At 74.6% G+C, this 14,658-nt stretch carries 10 protein-coding genes; 3 read left to right on the top strand and 7 right to left on the bottom strand.

Annotation, left to right across the window (positions count from 1 at the left end; translation table 11 throughout):
• Positions 1-125: 125 nt before the first annotated feature.
• The 3 genes from ACFYE3_RS09815 (at position 126) to ACFYE3_RS09805 (ending at position 2,002) form a co-directional block, all read left to right on the top strand.
• Positions 126-767, top strand: coding sequence for a 5-formyltetrahydrofolate cyclo-ligase (locus ACFYE3_RS09815; RefSeq protein WP_387608538.1), 642 nt, complete (start codon positions 126-128; stop codon positions 765-767).
• 63 nt (positions 768-830) lie between these two features.
• Positions 831-1,157 carry an FmdB family zinc ribbon protein gene (locus tag ACFYE3_RS09810; protein ID WP_387608537.1) on the top strand — a complete coding sequence of 109 codons (327 nt, stop codon included), beginning with the start codon at positions 831-833 and terminating at the stop codon, positions 1,155-1,157.
• 128 nt (positions 1,158-1,285) lie between these two features.
• Positions 1,286-2,002 (top strand): SAF domain-containing protein, encoded by a 717-nt coding sequence (locus ACFYE3_RS09805; protein WP_387608534.1) that lies wholly within the window; start codon positions 1,286-1,288, stop codon positions 2,000-2,002.
• A 263-nt stretch (positions 2,003-2,265) separates the two neighbouring features.
• Here ACFYE3_RS09805 and ACFYE3_RS09800 read toward each other — a convergent pair whose 3' ends face one another.
• From ACFYE3_RS09800 to ACFYE3_RS09770, 7 genes are all read right to left on the bottom strand, one after another.
• Positions 2,266-6,066, bottom strand: coding sequence for a hypothetical protein (locus ACFYE3_RS09800; protein ID WP_387608532.1), 3,801 nt, complete (start codon positions 6,064-6,066; stop codon positions 2,266-2,268).
• A gap of 132 nt (positions 6,067-6,198) precedes the next feature.
• Positions 6,199-7,806 (bottom strand): glutamine-hydrolyzing GMP synthase, encoded by a 1,608-nt coding sequence (guaA, locus tag ACFYE3_RS09795; RefSeq protein ID WP_387608530.1) that lies wholly within the window; start codon positions 7,804-7,806, stop codon positions 6,199-6,201.
• A 23-nt stretch (positions 7,807-7,829) separates the two neighbouring features.
• A complete protein-coding gene (locus ACFYE3_RS09790; RefSeq protein ID WP_387608528.1) occupies positions 7,830-8,426 on the bottom strand; it encodes a DUF3817 domain-containing protein in 597 nt (198 codons plus the stop codon).
• Positions 8,419-9,393, bottom strand: a complete 975-nt coding sequence (locus tag ACFYE3_RS09785; RefSeq protein ID WP_387608526.1) for an SURF1 family protein — start codon at positions 9,391-9,393, stop codon at positions 8,419-8,421. Before ACFYE3_RS09785 ends, ACFYE3_RS09790 begins: the two co-directional genes overlap by 8 nt.
• Positions 9,394-9,493: 100 nt before the next feature.
• Entirely contained in the window at positions 9,494-10,615 is a 1,122-nt protein-coding gene (locus ACFYE3_RS09780) for a GuaB3 family IMP dehydrogenase-related protein (RefSeq protein ID WP_387608524.1), read from the bottom strand.
• Between the two features lie 34 nt (positions 10,616-10,649).
• Entirely contained in the window at positions 10,650-12,212 is a 1,563-nt protein-coding gene (gene guaB / locus ACFYE3_RS09775; protein ID WP_387608523.1) for an IMP dehydrogenase, read from the bottom strand.
• Between the two features lie 42 nt (positions 12,213-12,254).
• Positions 12,255-14,354 carry an acyltransferase family protein gene (locus ACFYE3_RS09770; protein WP_387608521.1) on the bottom strand — a complete coding sequence of 700 codons (2,100 nt, stop codon included), beginning with the start codon at positions 14,352-14,354 and terminating at the stop codon, positions 12,255-12,257.
• Positions 14,355-14,658: the final 304 nt, after the last annotated feature.

Below are 14,658 nucleotides of genomic sequence, written 5' to 3'. Positions count from 1 at the left end.
TCCCGGCCGGGCACGGTTGCTCGCCGCGGCAGTACGCGGCTAGCCTCGCACCACCGGCCCGGGAGGGCCGGCGCGTCCGGGGCGCCTCCCCCGCACCCGATCGCCGGACAGGAACGGACACGACGATGACCGACCCCCGTGGCCCCGCCGAGGCGAAGGCCCGGTTGCGCCGGGAGCTGATGGCGGCCCGTGCGCGGCGCTCCCGGGCCGCCCGGGAGCACGCCGCCGTCGCGTTCGACCGGCACCTCGCGGAGCTGCTGGCCGACCGCCCGCACCTCGACGTCGCCGCGTACCTCCCGCTGGCCACGGAACCACCCCTCGAGCCCGCCCTCGTCACCGCCCATCACCGCGGCCACCGGATCTGGGTGCCCGTGTGCGAGCCCGGGCGCCGGCTCTCGTGGGCGCGGTGGACGCCGGGCACCGCCGTGCGGACCGGCGGCGCCGGCGGACTGCGCGAGCCCGTCGGCGCCCGGCACGGCCCCGAGGTGATGCATGCGGTGGGTCTGCTGCTGGTGCCCGCGCTCGCCGTGGCGCCCGACGGCGCGCGGCTGGGCTTCGGCGGCGGCTACTACGACCGCTTCCTCGCCGCGCTGCCGCGCACGGCGCACCCGGAGCTGCGCACCGCGGTGTGCGTCTTCGCCGACGAGGTCCTCCCGGCCGGGACCGTGCCGGTCGAGGAGCTCGACGCACCCGTGCCGCTGGCCCTCACGGAGAACGGGACCGTGCGCCTGGACGGGCCCGCCGGCCCGGCGCCGGGAACGCGGTAGAATCGGCAGTCGACCCCTTCGAGTGCCAGCGAGCGCACTCGTCGACCCTTCCCAGGAGGATCCATGCCCGTCTACGCCTACGCCTGCAAGGACTGCGGCCACGCGTTCGACATCCGCCAGTCGTTCAGCGAGGACGCCCTGACCGTCTGCCCGGAGTGCGACGGGGGCCTGCGCAAGAAGTTCAACACGGTGGGCGTGGTGTTCAAGGGCTCCGGCTTCTACCGCAACGACTCGCGCTCCGGCGGCGCGGACTCGGGCGTCTCCACGTCCGACGCCGCCGGGACCGCGCCGGCGACCACCGCCACGAAGACCGCGGCCCCGGCCACCGCGGGCGCAGGCGCCTCCTCGTCGCCGTCCGCCTCCACGACCGCGGGCGGGTCCTCCGACTGAGCCGGTCCCGGACGTCGTCCCGGCGTCCGGACTGCACAGGAGAATCGTCCCGGGCACCGGCTCCCGGCCCTCCCCAGGCACCCCGGGCGCACCCCGGTCCGGGACGCCCGGCCCGTAGCGTGCGGCGCATGAGCCGACGCCCCCGGACCGTCCGACGCCGCTACCCGCTGTCCCTGCACCTGCGCTCGGTGCTGTCCCGGCGCCGCCGGCTGGCGGCCGCCCTGCTCCTCGGCGTCGCCGTGGGCCTGGTGGTCCTGCGGCTCGAACCGCCCCAGGCCAGGACGGTGCCGGTGGTGACCGCCGCCGACGCGCTGCCCGCGGGCACCGTGGTCTCCCCGGAGCAGCTCGCGGTGGCGGCCTATCCGCACCGGCTGGCGCCGGAGGGCGCCGTCGCCGATCCCGCGGAGCTGGCCGGGCGCGTCCTCGCGGGCGCCGCGGGCCCCGGGCAGCCGCTGACGGAGACCGCCCTCGTGGGACCGGGCCTGCTGACGGGTCAGGCCGAGGGCGTCACGGCGGTGACGCTGCGCATCGACGATCCCGGCGTGCTGCGGCACGTGCGCGCGGGCGACCACGTGGACGTCGTCCACCTGCCCGACGGCGCGGCACCGGGCGACCGCCACGTCCTGGGCCGGGGCCTGCCCGTGCTGTGGGTCTCCTCCGGCGGGCCCGGCGGGGACGGCGGCCTCCTCGCGGGGCCCGCGGCGTCCGAGGAGGAGGGACTGATGGTGGTGGGGGCCCCGCACGAGGGCGCCGCGCAGCTCGCGGGCACCGGCGGCACCGGGCGCACCACCGTGGTCCTCGTCCCGGCGCCCGTCAGTCCCAGTGCGGAGGCCGCTGCGCCCTGAGCCACTCCTCGTGCGCCCGTTCCCCGGCCCCGTCCACTGCGTCCTCGTCCGTCCCGGGCGCCCGTGCGTCCAGGCCAGCCAGGCGCGGCTCCGCCCCGGTGAACGTGCCCCCGGTGGCCCGCCGCGGCCCCCGCCCGCGGGGGCGCGGGGCCGCGGGCACGTCCGGCCCGGGTGTGCGATCGTGCTCAGCGTGCACGGGTGCCCCGGCGGGCGTGCGGCCCGGCTCGGCCGGCACGGGTGCCCCGGCGGGCGGCCGGCCCGGCTCAGCCGCCACCGGTGCCGCCCTGGGCGCCGCCGCCGGGCAGTCCGAGATAGCGCCGGATCAGCTCGGCGACGGTGTCCGGGTCGGTGAAGACCTCGATGGTCCACAGCGTGAGGTAGTTCCAGCCGGTGCGCTCGAGCTGCTGGGGCCGCAGCCGCGAGCGCTCCCGCACGGACAGGGCGGCGTTCTCCGCCGACCCGTCGGACTGCCCGGCCACGGGGATCCGCAGCGGCCGGTCCTCGTCGCGGGCGCGGCCCGGCACCACGGCCCCCGCGGACAGCGACTCCGTACCGGCCCACGCGACCAGGTCGAGGACGCCCGCGTAGTCCAGCCGCACCGAGGCCCCGCGCTCCGCGAGCCTGCGGGCGAGGTCGACCACCAGGGCGTCGTCGTGGGTGTCCCGGGCGCCCTCCTCCTCCTCCGGGGGCGGGCCGCCGAGGTGCGCGGCGAGCACGCGGGCGAAGTCCCGGGCCCCGTGCTGGAGGCCCTTGCCCTCCATCTCCCCCGGGTGCAGGGAGGTCACGATGCGGGTGGTGTGGCGGGCCCGGGTCATGCCGAGCACGAAGTGCTGGCGGCCGTGCCGCTCGGACAGCGCGCCGAGGTACGGCACGGTCCGCCCGTTGGCCGTCTTGCCGAAGCCCAGCGAGAAGATGACGGTGTCCCGCACGATGCCCGCCGCCCGGTGCAAATCGACGACCCGGAAGGACTCCGGTCCCGGGGCGAAGAAGGCCGCGGCGGCGGGCTCCTCGCGCATCCGCTGCCGGACGGCCTGCGCGATCCGGGCGGCGTGCACGGCGCTGGCCGTGACCACGGCCAGGGACCGGCGCGGGTGGCGGGCCGCGTGCTCGAAGACGAGCTCCACGACGCGCCGCACCTCGGCGGCGGGCGCCTGGATGCCCTCGATCCCGGCGGTCAGGGCGCCCACGCCGTCCGGGACGTACTCGACGTCGAGGACGGGGGTCGCCCCGGCGACGGACTCGCCGTGCGGGAGCCTGCTCAGGCGTCCGCCGTAGAACTGCTCGTTGAGGTGGCGGAAGACCTGCTCGTCCATGGACCGGTACACGGTCCGCAGCGTCCGTTCCGGCACCACGCGGGAGAGGGCGTCGAAGGCGCTGTCCACCTCGACCACCGGCTGGGCGCCCGGGGCGGGGACCGCGGTGGGCGCCACCGTGAACGGCTGCGGCCGGCCCAGGTGCGGGTCCCCGAACGCGATGACCTGCCGGCACCGGGTCAGCGCCGGCAGCACCGCCGCGAGCGGGGAGCTCTCGGCGTCCAGCACCACCACGGCGTCGAAGTCGTGGTCCTCGGGCAGCGCCGCGGAGAGCACCAGCGGACTGGCCGTCCAGACGGGCACCAGCGAGCCGATCAGTTCGCCCGCGGAGGCGCTGACCTCCTCGAGCGGGGCGGCGTCGGCCCGGAGCATCCGGCGCAGGGCGGCCGCCGCGCGCGGGGAGCGCCGCACGGTGCGCTGCCAGCGGTCGGCGAGCTCCCACAGGAGGCGGCCGGCGCCGGAGGCCACGTGCGCGGCGTCGGCGCGGCGGAACACGGACTCCACCTTGCGCAGGGTGTGGCCCTCGGGCATCGCCAGGAAGTCGTCCCCGGTGATCATGGCCTCGAGCGTGGACTGCCACCAAGCGAGGTCGAACTCCCCGGGGACCTCCGCGCGGGGCACGGTGCGCCGGACGAGGTCGTCCACGAGCTCGCCGAGGCCCTGGCCGCGCAGCTCGTCGAGCAGGACGGTGCGCTCGGGCAGCACGGCGAGGTTCTCCTCGTCGTTGATGAGCTCGTCCAGGGTCTCGCGCAGCCGGTCGATCGGCTGTCCCAGGAGGTCGTCGCCGGTGGGCGAGCCCTCGAGGGCGATGGCCAGGCCCTCGAGGTCCTCCACGAAGCGGGCCTGCACCGCCGCGAGCTCCTCGACCCGCTCGGAGACGACCGGGTGCTTGGACGAGGTGGCCCACTCCCGCCACCGCTCCCGCTCCGACTGCACGCGCAGCAGGGCGCTGTGCAGGTCCGAGAGGTGCACCCCGTGCCGGATGTACTCCTTCGCGGCCTTGCGCAGCCGTGAGCGCTGCAGCCCGGTCATCTCGATTCCCTGCTCCCGCCGCCAGGCGGACCCGGCGGTCGCGGCGACCAGGTCCGTCACGGGCCGGTCGAAGATGTCGGGGGTGAAGCGGGTGAGGGAGTCCTGGACCTCCTGCAGCAGGCGCAGCTGCCGGCCCCACTCGGGCACGGTCGTGCCGGCGCGCAGCCCGCTGGTGGCCAGGACGTGCCGCATCCCGGTCTCGAGGGTGGTCAGCTCCAGCAGCAGGGACTGGGCGAGCCGGTGCGCCTGCCGGGCCTCGTCCTCGTTGACCAGGCGCGCCCCGGTCCAGGGCCCCGCCAGGGTGCCGGCGTCGAAGGCCCCGAGCTCGGCGGCGCGCTCGAGCCGGGCGACGACGTCGCCCCGTGCCGTGACGGCGTCGAGCACCGAGCGCGGGAAGCGCACGGCCGTGGCGGGCGCCGGCCGGCGGGAGGTCAGCTCGGCGAGCGCCTGCACGGCCCGGTACGGGGAGACGGACCACCGCGGCCGGACGGTGTGCAGGGACCGCACGTGCTCGGCGAGCTGGTCCCGGCTGGTGCGCAGCGTCTCGTGCAGCTCGGCGAGGTCGGGGCGCTCGGCGCGCTCGTTGCGGGCCACCGCCCGGACGAGCTGCTGGGCCACGTCGGCGTCGCTGAGCTGGGAGGACAGCGGCAGGACGGCGGTGCCCAGGCCCAGCCCGTCCATCCGCCGCCCGAACGCGGCGAGCGTGGTGCGCCGCTCGCCCAGGACCAGGACGGTCCGGCCGGCCGCCACGAGGGTGCCCACCGTGTTCACGGCGGTGTCCAGCTGACCGGTGCCGGGGGCCGCGGTCACCACGAAGGAGTGTCCCCGCGCGGCGAGGTCGAGGACCTCCTGCTGGGGGCCGTCGGCGTCGAGCAGCAGCAGCTCGTCGGCGGGGTCGCGCTGGTCCAGCGGGGGCGCGTCGTCCGTGATCTCCTCGACCTGGGGGATCCGGCCGACCGCGGAGTCCTTGAGCCGGGCGAGGTCCCGCACCAGCGCGGTGCGGGCCACGACCGACAGGTCGGCGGGACGGTCGTGCAGGTCCGCGAACGTGGAGACGAGCAGCTTGTGCTCGACGTGCATCCCGGGCACCGCCCCGGCGAGGGTGCGCAGCGTCTCGAGGGCGGGGGCCGGGTCGAGCCGCCGGGTGCCGTAGGCGAGCCGGGCGAGCTCGCCGGAGGTCAGGTCCACGCCGTGGTCCGCGGCCAGCCGGCGGACCATGGCGGGGTTGAGCCGGGCGGGGCCGACGAGCTGGAGCTCGAAGTCGTCGAGGTCCGGGCGCGGCTTCAGGGCGAGGGGCGCGAGCAGGACGGGGGCGATCCAGCGGCGCTGGCCGGCGCCGGTCGGGTCCGAGCCCCTGGGCCGGGCGAGCCAGGACGCGGTGCCGGCGGCGAGGTACGCGGCGTCCAGCCCGTGGTTGACCGACAGCTCGTGGGTCTTGGTGCGCAGCGACCGGGCGGCGCGGGCGGCGTGCCCGTAGGCCTCGGGGTCGTGCACGATCGTGGACAGGCGGGTGGGGCGGCCCATGAGCAGCTGCGCCTGGCCCGAGGAGTTCGCCTCGGTGAGGTCGATGCACACGTTGTCGACCTGGTTGAAGTCCAGCAGCGTGTCCGGGCCGGTGTAGGCGTCCATCTGGCGGGTCCAGGGCTGCAGCGAGACGCGCGGGGGCTGCGCCCGGGAGGTGTCCGACTCCTGGGGGGTGCGGTCGGCTCCGATCGACATGGTTCTCCTCCTGCGCCTCGGCCCGGGGGCCGGGCAGCGCTCACGCACGGGTCGAGCGGTCCGTGCGGACCGCTCGACCCCGGCTGCTCGTGTTCCGCCCGTGCGGGGCGGGCCCTGGGCCCGCCCCCGGGCCTACTCCCACTCGATGGTGCCCGGGGGCTTGGACGTGACGTCCAGGACCACCCGGTTGACCTCTTCGACCTCGTTGGTGATGCGGTTGGAGACTCGGGCCAGCAGATCGTAGGGCAGGCGGGACCAGTCCGCGGTCATCGCGTCCTCGCTCGAGACGGGCCGCAGCACGATGGGGTGCCCGTACGTGCGGCCGTCGCCCTGCACGCCCACCGAGCGCACGTCCGCCAGGAGCACGACCGGCATCTGCCAGACCTCGTCGTCGAGCCCGGCGCGGGTCAGCTCCTCGCGGGCGATGGCGTCGGCCCGGCGCAGGACCGCGAGGTTCGCCTCGGTGACCTCCCCGATGATGCGGATGCCGAGCCCGGGGCCGGGGAACGGCTGGCGGCCGACGATCTCGTGCGGCAGGCCGAGCTCGCGACCCACCGCGCGGACCTCGTCCTTGAACAGGGTGCGCAGGGGCTCGACCAGCTCGAACTGCAGGTCCTCGGGCAGCCCGCCGACGTTGTGGTGGCTCTTGATGTTGGCGGCGCCCTCCCCGCCGCCGGACTCCACGACGTCGGGGTAGAGGGTGCCCTGGACGAGGAAGCGCACGGGCTCGCCCTCCTGGGCGGCGTTCTTGGCGACCTCCTCCGCGGCGGCCTCGAAGGAGCGGATGAACTCCCGGCCGATGATCTTGCGCTTCTGCTCGGGGTCGGTGACGCCGGCGAGCGCGGTGAGGAAGCGCTCCTTCTCCTCGGCCACGTGGAGGTTGACGCCGGTCGCGGCGACGAAGTCCTGCTCGACCTGCTCGGCCTCGCCCTCGCGCAGCAGCCCGTGGTCCACGAACACGCACGTGAGCTGGTCGCCCACGGCCCGCTGGACCAGGGCCGCGGCCACGGCGGAGTCCACGCCGCCGGAGAGCCCGCAGATCACGGACGCGGAGCCGACCTGCTCGCGGATCCGCTGGACGTGCTCCTCGATGATGTTGCCGGTCGACCAGCTGGGCTCGACCTGCGCGCCGTCGAAGAGGAAGTGCTCGAGCACCTGCTGCCCGTGCACGGAGTGCTTGACCTCCGGGTGCCACTGCACGCCGTAGAGCCGGCGGGCGTCGTCGGCGAACGCGGCCACCGGGGTGGTCTCCGTGGAGGCGAGGACCTCGAAGCCGGCGGGGGCTTCGACGACGGAGTCGCCGTGGCTCATCCACACGGTCTGGGTGCCCGGGGAGCCCTCCAGGATGGAGGCCGTGGGGCCGCCGACGGCGGTGGCGGTGGTCGCCCCGTACTCGCGGGCGCCGGTGTGCGCGACGGTCCCGCCGAGGGCCTGCGCCATGGCCTGGAAGCCGTAGCAGATGCCCAGGACGGGCACCCCGGCCTCGAACAGCGCCGCGTCCTGCTGCGGCGCGTCCTCGGCGTAGACGGAGGAGGGGCCGCCCGAGAGGATGATCGCCGCCGGGTTCTTGGCGAGGATCTGCTCGGTCGACCAGGTGTGGGGGACGATCTCGGAATAGACACTGGCCTCGCGGACCCGGCGGGCGATCAGCTGCGCGTACTGCGCGCCGTAGTCGACCACCAGGACCGGGCGCTGCTCCAGATCGGTGCGGGTCTCAGCTGTTTCGGTCACGCCCTCCATCCTAGGCCAGGCGCGGGACGGGCTCAGTACCGCTTCGCGGCCTTCGGGTTGGCGCGCAGCTCGGCGGTGGTGGAGGCGTGGATCTTGCGCTCCACCACGAAGGACAGGAACGGCACCACGCCGCCCAGGGCCATGACCACGAGCTGGGGGAAGGGCCAGCGCATGAGCGTCCAGATCCGGAAGCAGGAGATGAGGTACACCACGTAGAACCAGCCGTGCACGATGAGGATCCACGTGGAGATGTTGACCCCGCCCGCGAGGTTCTCGAGCTCGAGGTCCTGCCAGCCGAGGGCCACGGTCTCCCCCGTGGCCCGGTCGGTGCCGCCCGCGATGAGGTCGTAGCCCAGGCCGTAGCGGGTGATCATCTCGGCCACGAGCAGCAGCAGGAAGGTCCCGGAGATCCAGGCGCAGACCATGTAGAAGCCCAGGGCGCCGCGGATCTGGGCCTCGGTGCCCCCGAAACGGCGGCGCGGCTGCAGGGCGGCCGCCCGGCGCGGGACGCGGCCCGGGGACGCCGCCTCCGCGGGGCGGGCCTCCGGCGGGAGGGAGACCCGCACCCCGTCGGTGCGCTCCTTCGGCGAGGGTGCCGGGGAGGGGGTGGGCTGGATGGGTTCAGTCATGGTGGGCTCCGGTCCTGTCCTGGGTCCTGTCGTGGGTGCTGGGCTCGCCCGCCCGGGCTCCGGGCTGGTCGTCGAACCAGTAGTACTCCCCCGCCTCGGGGTCGTAGTAGTAGTAGCGTCCGCCGGCCTCGTCGTAGTAGTACTCCCCCTCGAAGTAGAAGTACTCCTCGGGGTTCTGCTCGCGCTGCCACTCGTCGCGCACGAACCGCCACCAGATGTAGAGGGCGAATCCGGCGAAGACCACCCACTCGACCGCGTAGAAGAGGTTGAGCAGGTCCACGGACTCGTCCGTGGGCTGCTGGTCGATGTCGAGCCGGGACAGCCCGGGCCCCAGCAGCGCGGCGTCCGGGGCGAGGGTCCCGTCCTCGGCGAGCTGGAACGGCGCGGCGGCGGGGTTCTCGGCGAAGGCGGCCAGGTACCCGGACCACAGCGGGGCGTCCCAGAGGTTGGTGAGCTGCGCCGGGGACACCGTGCCCACCTGACCCGCGGGCAGCTCCTGGCCGGGCACCGGGCCCTCGGCGGGCAGGTACCGGCCGACGACGTCGACGGCGCCCGCCGGCTCCTCGGGCACGGACGCGGGGTCGGCGGTCCAGCCGCGGGCCACCGCGAGGGTGAGCTCGCCGCCGGCGCCCGGCCACAGCTCCTGGCTGCCCGGGACGGTGAGGGCGGTGACGGCCCACCAGCCCTCCGCCCCGTCCTGCAGCCGGCCGGGCACCAGCACGGTGGACCCGTCCCGGTAGTCGCCGGTGACGGTGACGAGCTGGTCGGCCTCCGCGGCGGTCACGGGGGCGCCGGCCTCGACGGCCTCGGTGAGCGGGACGGCCACGTCCTTCGCGGGGTCCGCGACAGTGCGGGACTGCTCGCTCGACTCCAGCTGCCACTGGCTCAGCAGCACGAAACCGACGGCCAGCCCGAGACTCACGATCAGGGCGAGGATCGAGCGGGGGCGCAGGGCGGTCGTGAGCACCCGACAAGGCTAGTGCGCCTTCCTGGGCGTTCGCCAGTTCCGTGCGGGGCCCGTGCCGCGCCGGCGCGGCGGCACGAGCCCTGCGCGGACCGGTCGCGGGTCAGCCGCGGATGACCACCTCGGCGCGCTGGAACTCCTTGAGCTCCAGGTACCCGGTGGTGGCCATCGAGCGGCGCAGCGCGCCCACGAGGTTGGACGTGCCGTCCACGTGGCGGGAGGGCCCGAAGAGGACCTCCTCCAGGGAGCCCACGGTGCCCACACGGGTGCGGAGCCCGCGCGGCAGCTGCCCGTGGTGCGCCTCCGCGCCCCAGTGCCAGCCCTGTCCGGGCGCCTCCTCCGTGCGGGCCAGCGCGGTGCCGAGCATCACGGCGTCCGCGCCCATGGCGAGCGCCTTGACGACGTCCCCGGAGACCCCCACGCCGCCGTCGGCGATGACGTGGACGTAGCGCCCGCCGGACTCGTCGAGGTAGTCCCGGCGGGCGGCCGCGACGTCGGAGATCGCCGTGGCCATGGCCGCGTGGATCCCCAGCGTGTTCTGGATCCGCATGGACGCGCCGCCGCCGAAGCCGACGAGCACGCCGGCCGCGCCCGTGCGCATGAGGTGCAGCGCGGGCGTGTAGCCCGCGGCGCCGCCCACGATGACCGGGACGTCGAGGTCGTAGATGAACTTCTTGAGGTCCAGCGGCTCCTGGTTGCGGGAGACGTGCTCCGCGGAGACCGTGGTCCCTCGGATCACGAAGACGTCCACGCCGGCGTCCAGGACGGTGCGGTAGTGCTCCACCGTGCGCTGCGGCGTCAGGGACCCCGCGACGATGACGCCCGCCTCCCGGATCTGCGCCAGCCGGGCCGTGATCAGCTCCGGCTGGACGGGCACCTCGTAGAGCTCCTGCATCCGGCGTGTGGAGGCCGGGGCGTCCTCGCCGGAGAGCGCCGCGATCTCGTCGAGCACCGGCTGGGGGTCCTCGTAGCGGGTCCACAGGCCCTCGAGGTCCAGCACGCCCAGTCCGCCGGCCCGGCCGAGGGCGATGGCCGTCTCCGGGGACGTCGCCGAGTCCATCGGGGCGCCCAGGAACGGGATGGAGAACCGGTAGGCGTCGATCTGCCAGTCCGTGGACACGTCCCGCGGATCACGCGTGCGGCGCGAGGGGACGAGGGCGATCTCGTCCAGGGAGAAGGTGCGGCGGGCGCGTTTGGAGCGGCCGATCTCGATGTCGTAGCTCATGGTGTCCTTTCCGAACGGTGCTGCGGACGGTCGCTCAGCGCTGGTAGTTGGGTGCCTCGACGGTCATCGTGATGTCGTGGGCGTGGGACTCCTTGAGCCCGGCCGACGTGATCCGCACGAACCGGCCGATCGTCTTCAGCTCCGTGACGTGGTGCGCACCCACGTAGAACATCGTCTGGCGCAGGCCGCCGTCGAGCTGGTGCACCACGGCCGAGAGCGGGCCGCGGTAGGGCACCTGGCCCTCGATGCCCTCGGGGATGAGCTTCTCGTCGCTGGCGACGTCCGCCTGGAAGTAGCGGTCCTTGGAGAAGGACGTGTTCTTGCCGCGGGACTGCATGGCCCCCAGCGAGCCCATGCCCCGGTAGGTCTTGAACTGCTTGCCGTTGACGAACACGAGCTCCCCCGGCGACTCGTCGCAGCCGGCCAGCAGGGAGCCGAGCATCACGGAGTCCGCGCCGGCCACGAGGGCCTTGCCGATCTCGCCGGAGTGCTGCAGCCCGCCGTCGGCGATGACGGGGACCCCTGCGGGGATGGCTGCCTTGGCCGCCTCGTTGACCGCGGTGATCTGCGGGACGCCCACCCCGGCGATGATGCGGGTGGTGCAGATCGAGCCGGGGCCCACGCCGACCTTCACCGCGTCCGCGCCGGCGTCGACGATCGCTTGCGCGCCCACCCGGGTGGCGGCCTGGCCCCCGATCACGTCCACGTGGGCGGCGGCCGTCTCCGCCTTCAGCCGGGCGATCATGTCCAGCACGCCCTGGGAGTGCCCGTTGGCGGTGTCGATGAACAGGGCGTCCACGCCGGCCTCGACGAGGGTCATGGCCCGCTCGAAGCCGTCGCCGAAGAATCCGACGGCGGCGCCGACGCGCAGCCGTCCCTCGTCGTCCTTGGTGGCGTGGGGGTACTGCTCGGCCTTGGTGAAGTCCTTGATCGTGATCAGGCCCGTGAGCCGGCCGTCGTCGTCGACGAGCGGCAGCTTCTCGATCTTGTTGGTCGCCAGGAGCTGGTGGGCGTCGTCCTTCGCCATCCCGACCTTGCCGGTGATCAGGGGCATGGGCGTCATGATCTCGTGCACCCGGCGCCGCGGGAACTCGCTCTCCGGCAGGTACCGGGTGTCGCGGTTGGTGATGATGCCCAGCAGCTTCTGCTCGGCGTCCACGACGGGCAGGCCGGAGACCCGGTAGTAGCCGCAGAGCCGGTCCAGCTCCTCGAGGGTCGCCTCCGGGGAGATGGTCACGGGGTCGGTGATCATCCCGGACTCGCTGCGCTTCACCCGGTCCACGTGCTCGGCCTGGTCCTGGATCGAGAGGTTGCGGTGGATCACCCCGAGGCCGCCCTGGCGGGCCATCGCGATCGCCATCGGGGACTCGGTGACGGTGTCCATGGCGGCGGACAGCAGCGGCACCTCCAGGTCGATGCGCCGGGACAGGCGGGTGCGAGTCGACGCCTCGGACGGGATGACGTCCGTGTTGCCGGGCAGCAGCAGGACGTCGTCGTAGGTCAGGCCGGTGAACCCGAAGGGGTCCTCGGACAGGGCGGTGGGGACGGCGGTATCCGACACGGTGGGGCCTTTCAGCTTCGAGGGAGTTCCGACCATTCTACGGTCCGGGCCCCGGCCGGCGGACGGCTGTGGCCGCTCTCACGACCCGACGGGCAACCCGGCCCCGTCCGCGAGCAGGGCCTCCTCGACCCGCTCCGCGAACAGGGGCGCCAGGGTCCGCACGTACTCGACGGTGAGGTGGTTGTTGTCCCAGTACGTGAACACGTTGCCGACGACCGGGGCGCAGGTGCCGTCCGGGCAGATGAGGTCCCCCATGTCGACCATCGTGACCCGCGGCAGCTCGGCCACCGGGGCCAGCGGGCTGTCCGGGCCCAGGATCACGTGGGAGGCGGTGCACTCGGCGGCGTCGGCCCCGTGGTCCGCGGCGCAGCGTGCGGGGACGAAGTCGAACCGGGCGTTGTCGCGCAGCCCGACGACCTGGATGCCGCGCGCCGCCAGCCCGCGGATGCGCTGCTCCATCCCGGGGGTGAACTGCTCCTGGTCCTCGTCCGTGCTGCGGGTGCCCTGCACCAGCACCAGGTCCGGGTGCACGGCCTCCACCACGGGGTCGGTGCCCTCGAGCCAGCGGGCGCACGCCTCGTGGTCGGCCACCTGCTCCTCCGGCAGGGCGTACAGGCAGTTGCCGCGGATGTAGGTGACCACGCGCCAGTCGTTGCGCTGGGCCAGGAGCTCGACGGCCGGGATCCACTGGTGCACGTGGCTGTTGCCGATGACCAGCATCGTGGCGGAGGGCTCGGGGTTCGGGACGGTGTCAAAGCACCACTGCTGGAAGCGCTCGTCGACCCCCGTGCCGGGCGGGCAGGGCTCGCCGAGCGACGGCTTGGCGTACGGCTCCCCGGTGATCACGGGGATGGTCTCGGCGTCCGGGTCGCCCTGGTACCGGAAGCCCGGCAGCAGGGCGGCCGCCCCGGGGTTGTTGCGGTCGGCGGAGGCGGCGATCTCGAGGGCCCGCCGCTCCTCGGCCACCCGGGCCGCGGTCACGGGGACCGCGACCGCGGCGAGGCACACGACGATCACGGCGGCCAGCCGCAGCCGGCTCCGCTCGGGCCAGGCCCAGGCCTTGAGCGGGTCCTCGACCAGCCGGGTGACCAGCACCGCGAGCACCAGGCAGACCAGGACGATGGCCACTCCGGAGCGGGGCCCGGCCATGGGCCGGTCGCGCAGCACGAGGTAGGTGATCAGCACCGGCCAGTGGAGGAGGTAGAGGGCGTAGGCGGAGTCCCCCAGCCGCACCAGGGGCGCCGAGGCGAGGATCCGGTCCAGCCCGAACCGCGAACCGGACTGCCCTGACACGATGATCGCCGCCGCCGAGAGCAGCGGCCACAGCGCGATCCACCCGGGGAACGCCCCCTGCACGTCGACGAGCACGCCCACCGAGACCATGCTCAGCAACCCGGCCCATCCGAGCAGTACGCGCAGTGCGCGTCCGGGCCGGATCCAGGGCACGGCCAGGGCCAGCAGGGACCCGAGGGCGAACTCCCACAGCCGGGTGCGGGTGTCGAAGTAGGCGAACTCCTGCTGCGCCGCCGTGCTGTGCACGGACCACGCCAGGGAGGCCGCGAAGACCAGCCCGAAGAACACCGCCAGCACCGGCACGGGGCTCCACCGGGTCCTCCGCGAGATCAGCCACGCCGCCCCGAACACCAGCGGCCACAGCAGGAACACCTGTCCCTGCACGGACAGGGACCAGAAGTGCTGGAACGGCGACGCGGTCGAGTGGTCGGCGGCGTAGTAGTCGACGGCGCTGAGCGCGAGCGCCCAGTTCTCCGCGTAGAACACCGAGGCCAGTGCCTCGGACCGCCACTGACCGGCGTCGTAGCCCGGGTAGAACAGCTCCACCAGCACGAGGGTGGCCAGGATGGTGAGCACCGCCAGGGGCAGCAGGCGCTTGAACACGTGCAGCCAGTACCGCCCGACGGCCAGGGGCCGCCCCGCCTCGAGCTTGCGCACGAAGGACAGGGTCAGGAAGAACGCCGAGATCAGCAGGAAGACGTCCACGCCGCCGGAGACCCGGCCGAGGAAGACGTGGTAGACCACCACGAGCAGCACCGCCACCGCCCGCAGCCCCTGCACCTCCGGGCGGAACCCCGAGTACCGGCCTCCCCGCCGCCGCGCCGCGTCCTCGCCGGCGGAGGTCCCGGTGGACGGTTGCGGAGCGGTGGCGTGCACGGTGGCCACGGGGCACCTCCAGGGGGAGCGTCCCCGGCGCGGCCGCGGGGCGGCGTCGGGAGGGGGAACGGGGGGAGGACGAACGGGGGGGGGGAGAACGACGGGGAACAACGAGGGGCGGGGCCGGGGGAAGGCCCGTCGTGACCTTATCGCACGACCGGCGCGGCGCAGGGCACCCGCCCACGGGGCGCCGTGCCGCGGCGCCGAGGCAGGAGGCGTCCCGGCGCGGACGGCGCCGCACGGCACGGCGAGGCAGCACGGCGAGGCAGCACGGCGAGGCAGCACGGCGAGGCAGCACGGCGAGGCAGCACGG

It is taken from the genome of Kocuria arenosa, assembly GCF_042879215.1.
GTDB classification, from domain to species: Bacteria; Actinomycetota; Actinomycetes; order Actinomycetales; family Micrococcaceae; genus Kocuria; species Kocuria arenosa.
This window is presented reverse-complemented; position numbering and strand designations above follow the sequence as displayed.

What these genes read in the sequence shown, in the direction of transcription:
- ACFYE3_RS09815 (WP_387608538.1), top strand. Translation starts at nt 126, where the DNA reads ATGACCGACCCCCGTGGCCCCGCCGAGGCGAAGGCCCGGTTGCGCCGG.
- ACFYE3_RS09810 (WP_387608537.1), top strand. Translation starts at nt 831, where the DNA reads ATGCCCGTCTACGCCTACGCCTGCAAGGACTGCGGCCACGCGTTCGAC.
- ACFYE3_RS09805 (WP_387608534.1), top strand. Translation starts at nt 1,286, where the DNA reads ATGAGCCGACGCCCCCGGACCGTCCGACGCCGCTACCCGCTGTCCCTG.
- ACFYE3_RS09800 (WP_387608532.1), bottom strand. Translation starts at nt 6,066, where the DNA reads ATGTCGATCGGAGCCGACCGCACCCCCCAGGAGTCGGACACCTCCCGG.
- guaA (WP_387608530.1), bottom strand. Translation starts at nt 7,806, where the DNA reads ATGGAGGGCGTGACCGAAACAGCTGAGACCCGCACCGATCTGGAGCAG.
- ACFYE3_RS09790 (WP_387608528.1), bottom strand. Translation starts at nt 8,426, where the DNA reads ATGACTGAACCCATCCAGCCCACCCCCTCCCCGGCACCCTCGCCGAAG.
- ACFYE3_RS09780 (WP_387608524.1), bottom strand. Translation starts at nt 10,615, where the DNA reads ATGAGCTACGACATCGAGATCGGCCGCTCCAAACGCGCCCGCCGCACC.
- guaB (WP_387608523.1), bottom strand. Translation starts at nt 12,212, where the DNA reads ATGGTCGGAACTCCCTCGAAGCTGAAAGGCCCCACCGTGTCGGATACC.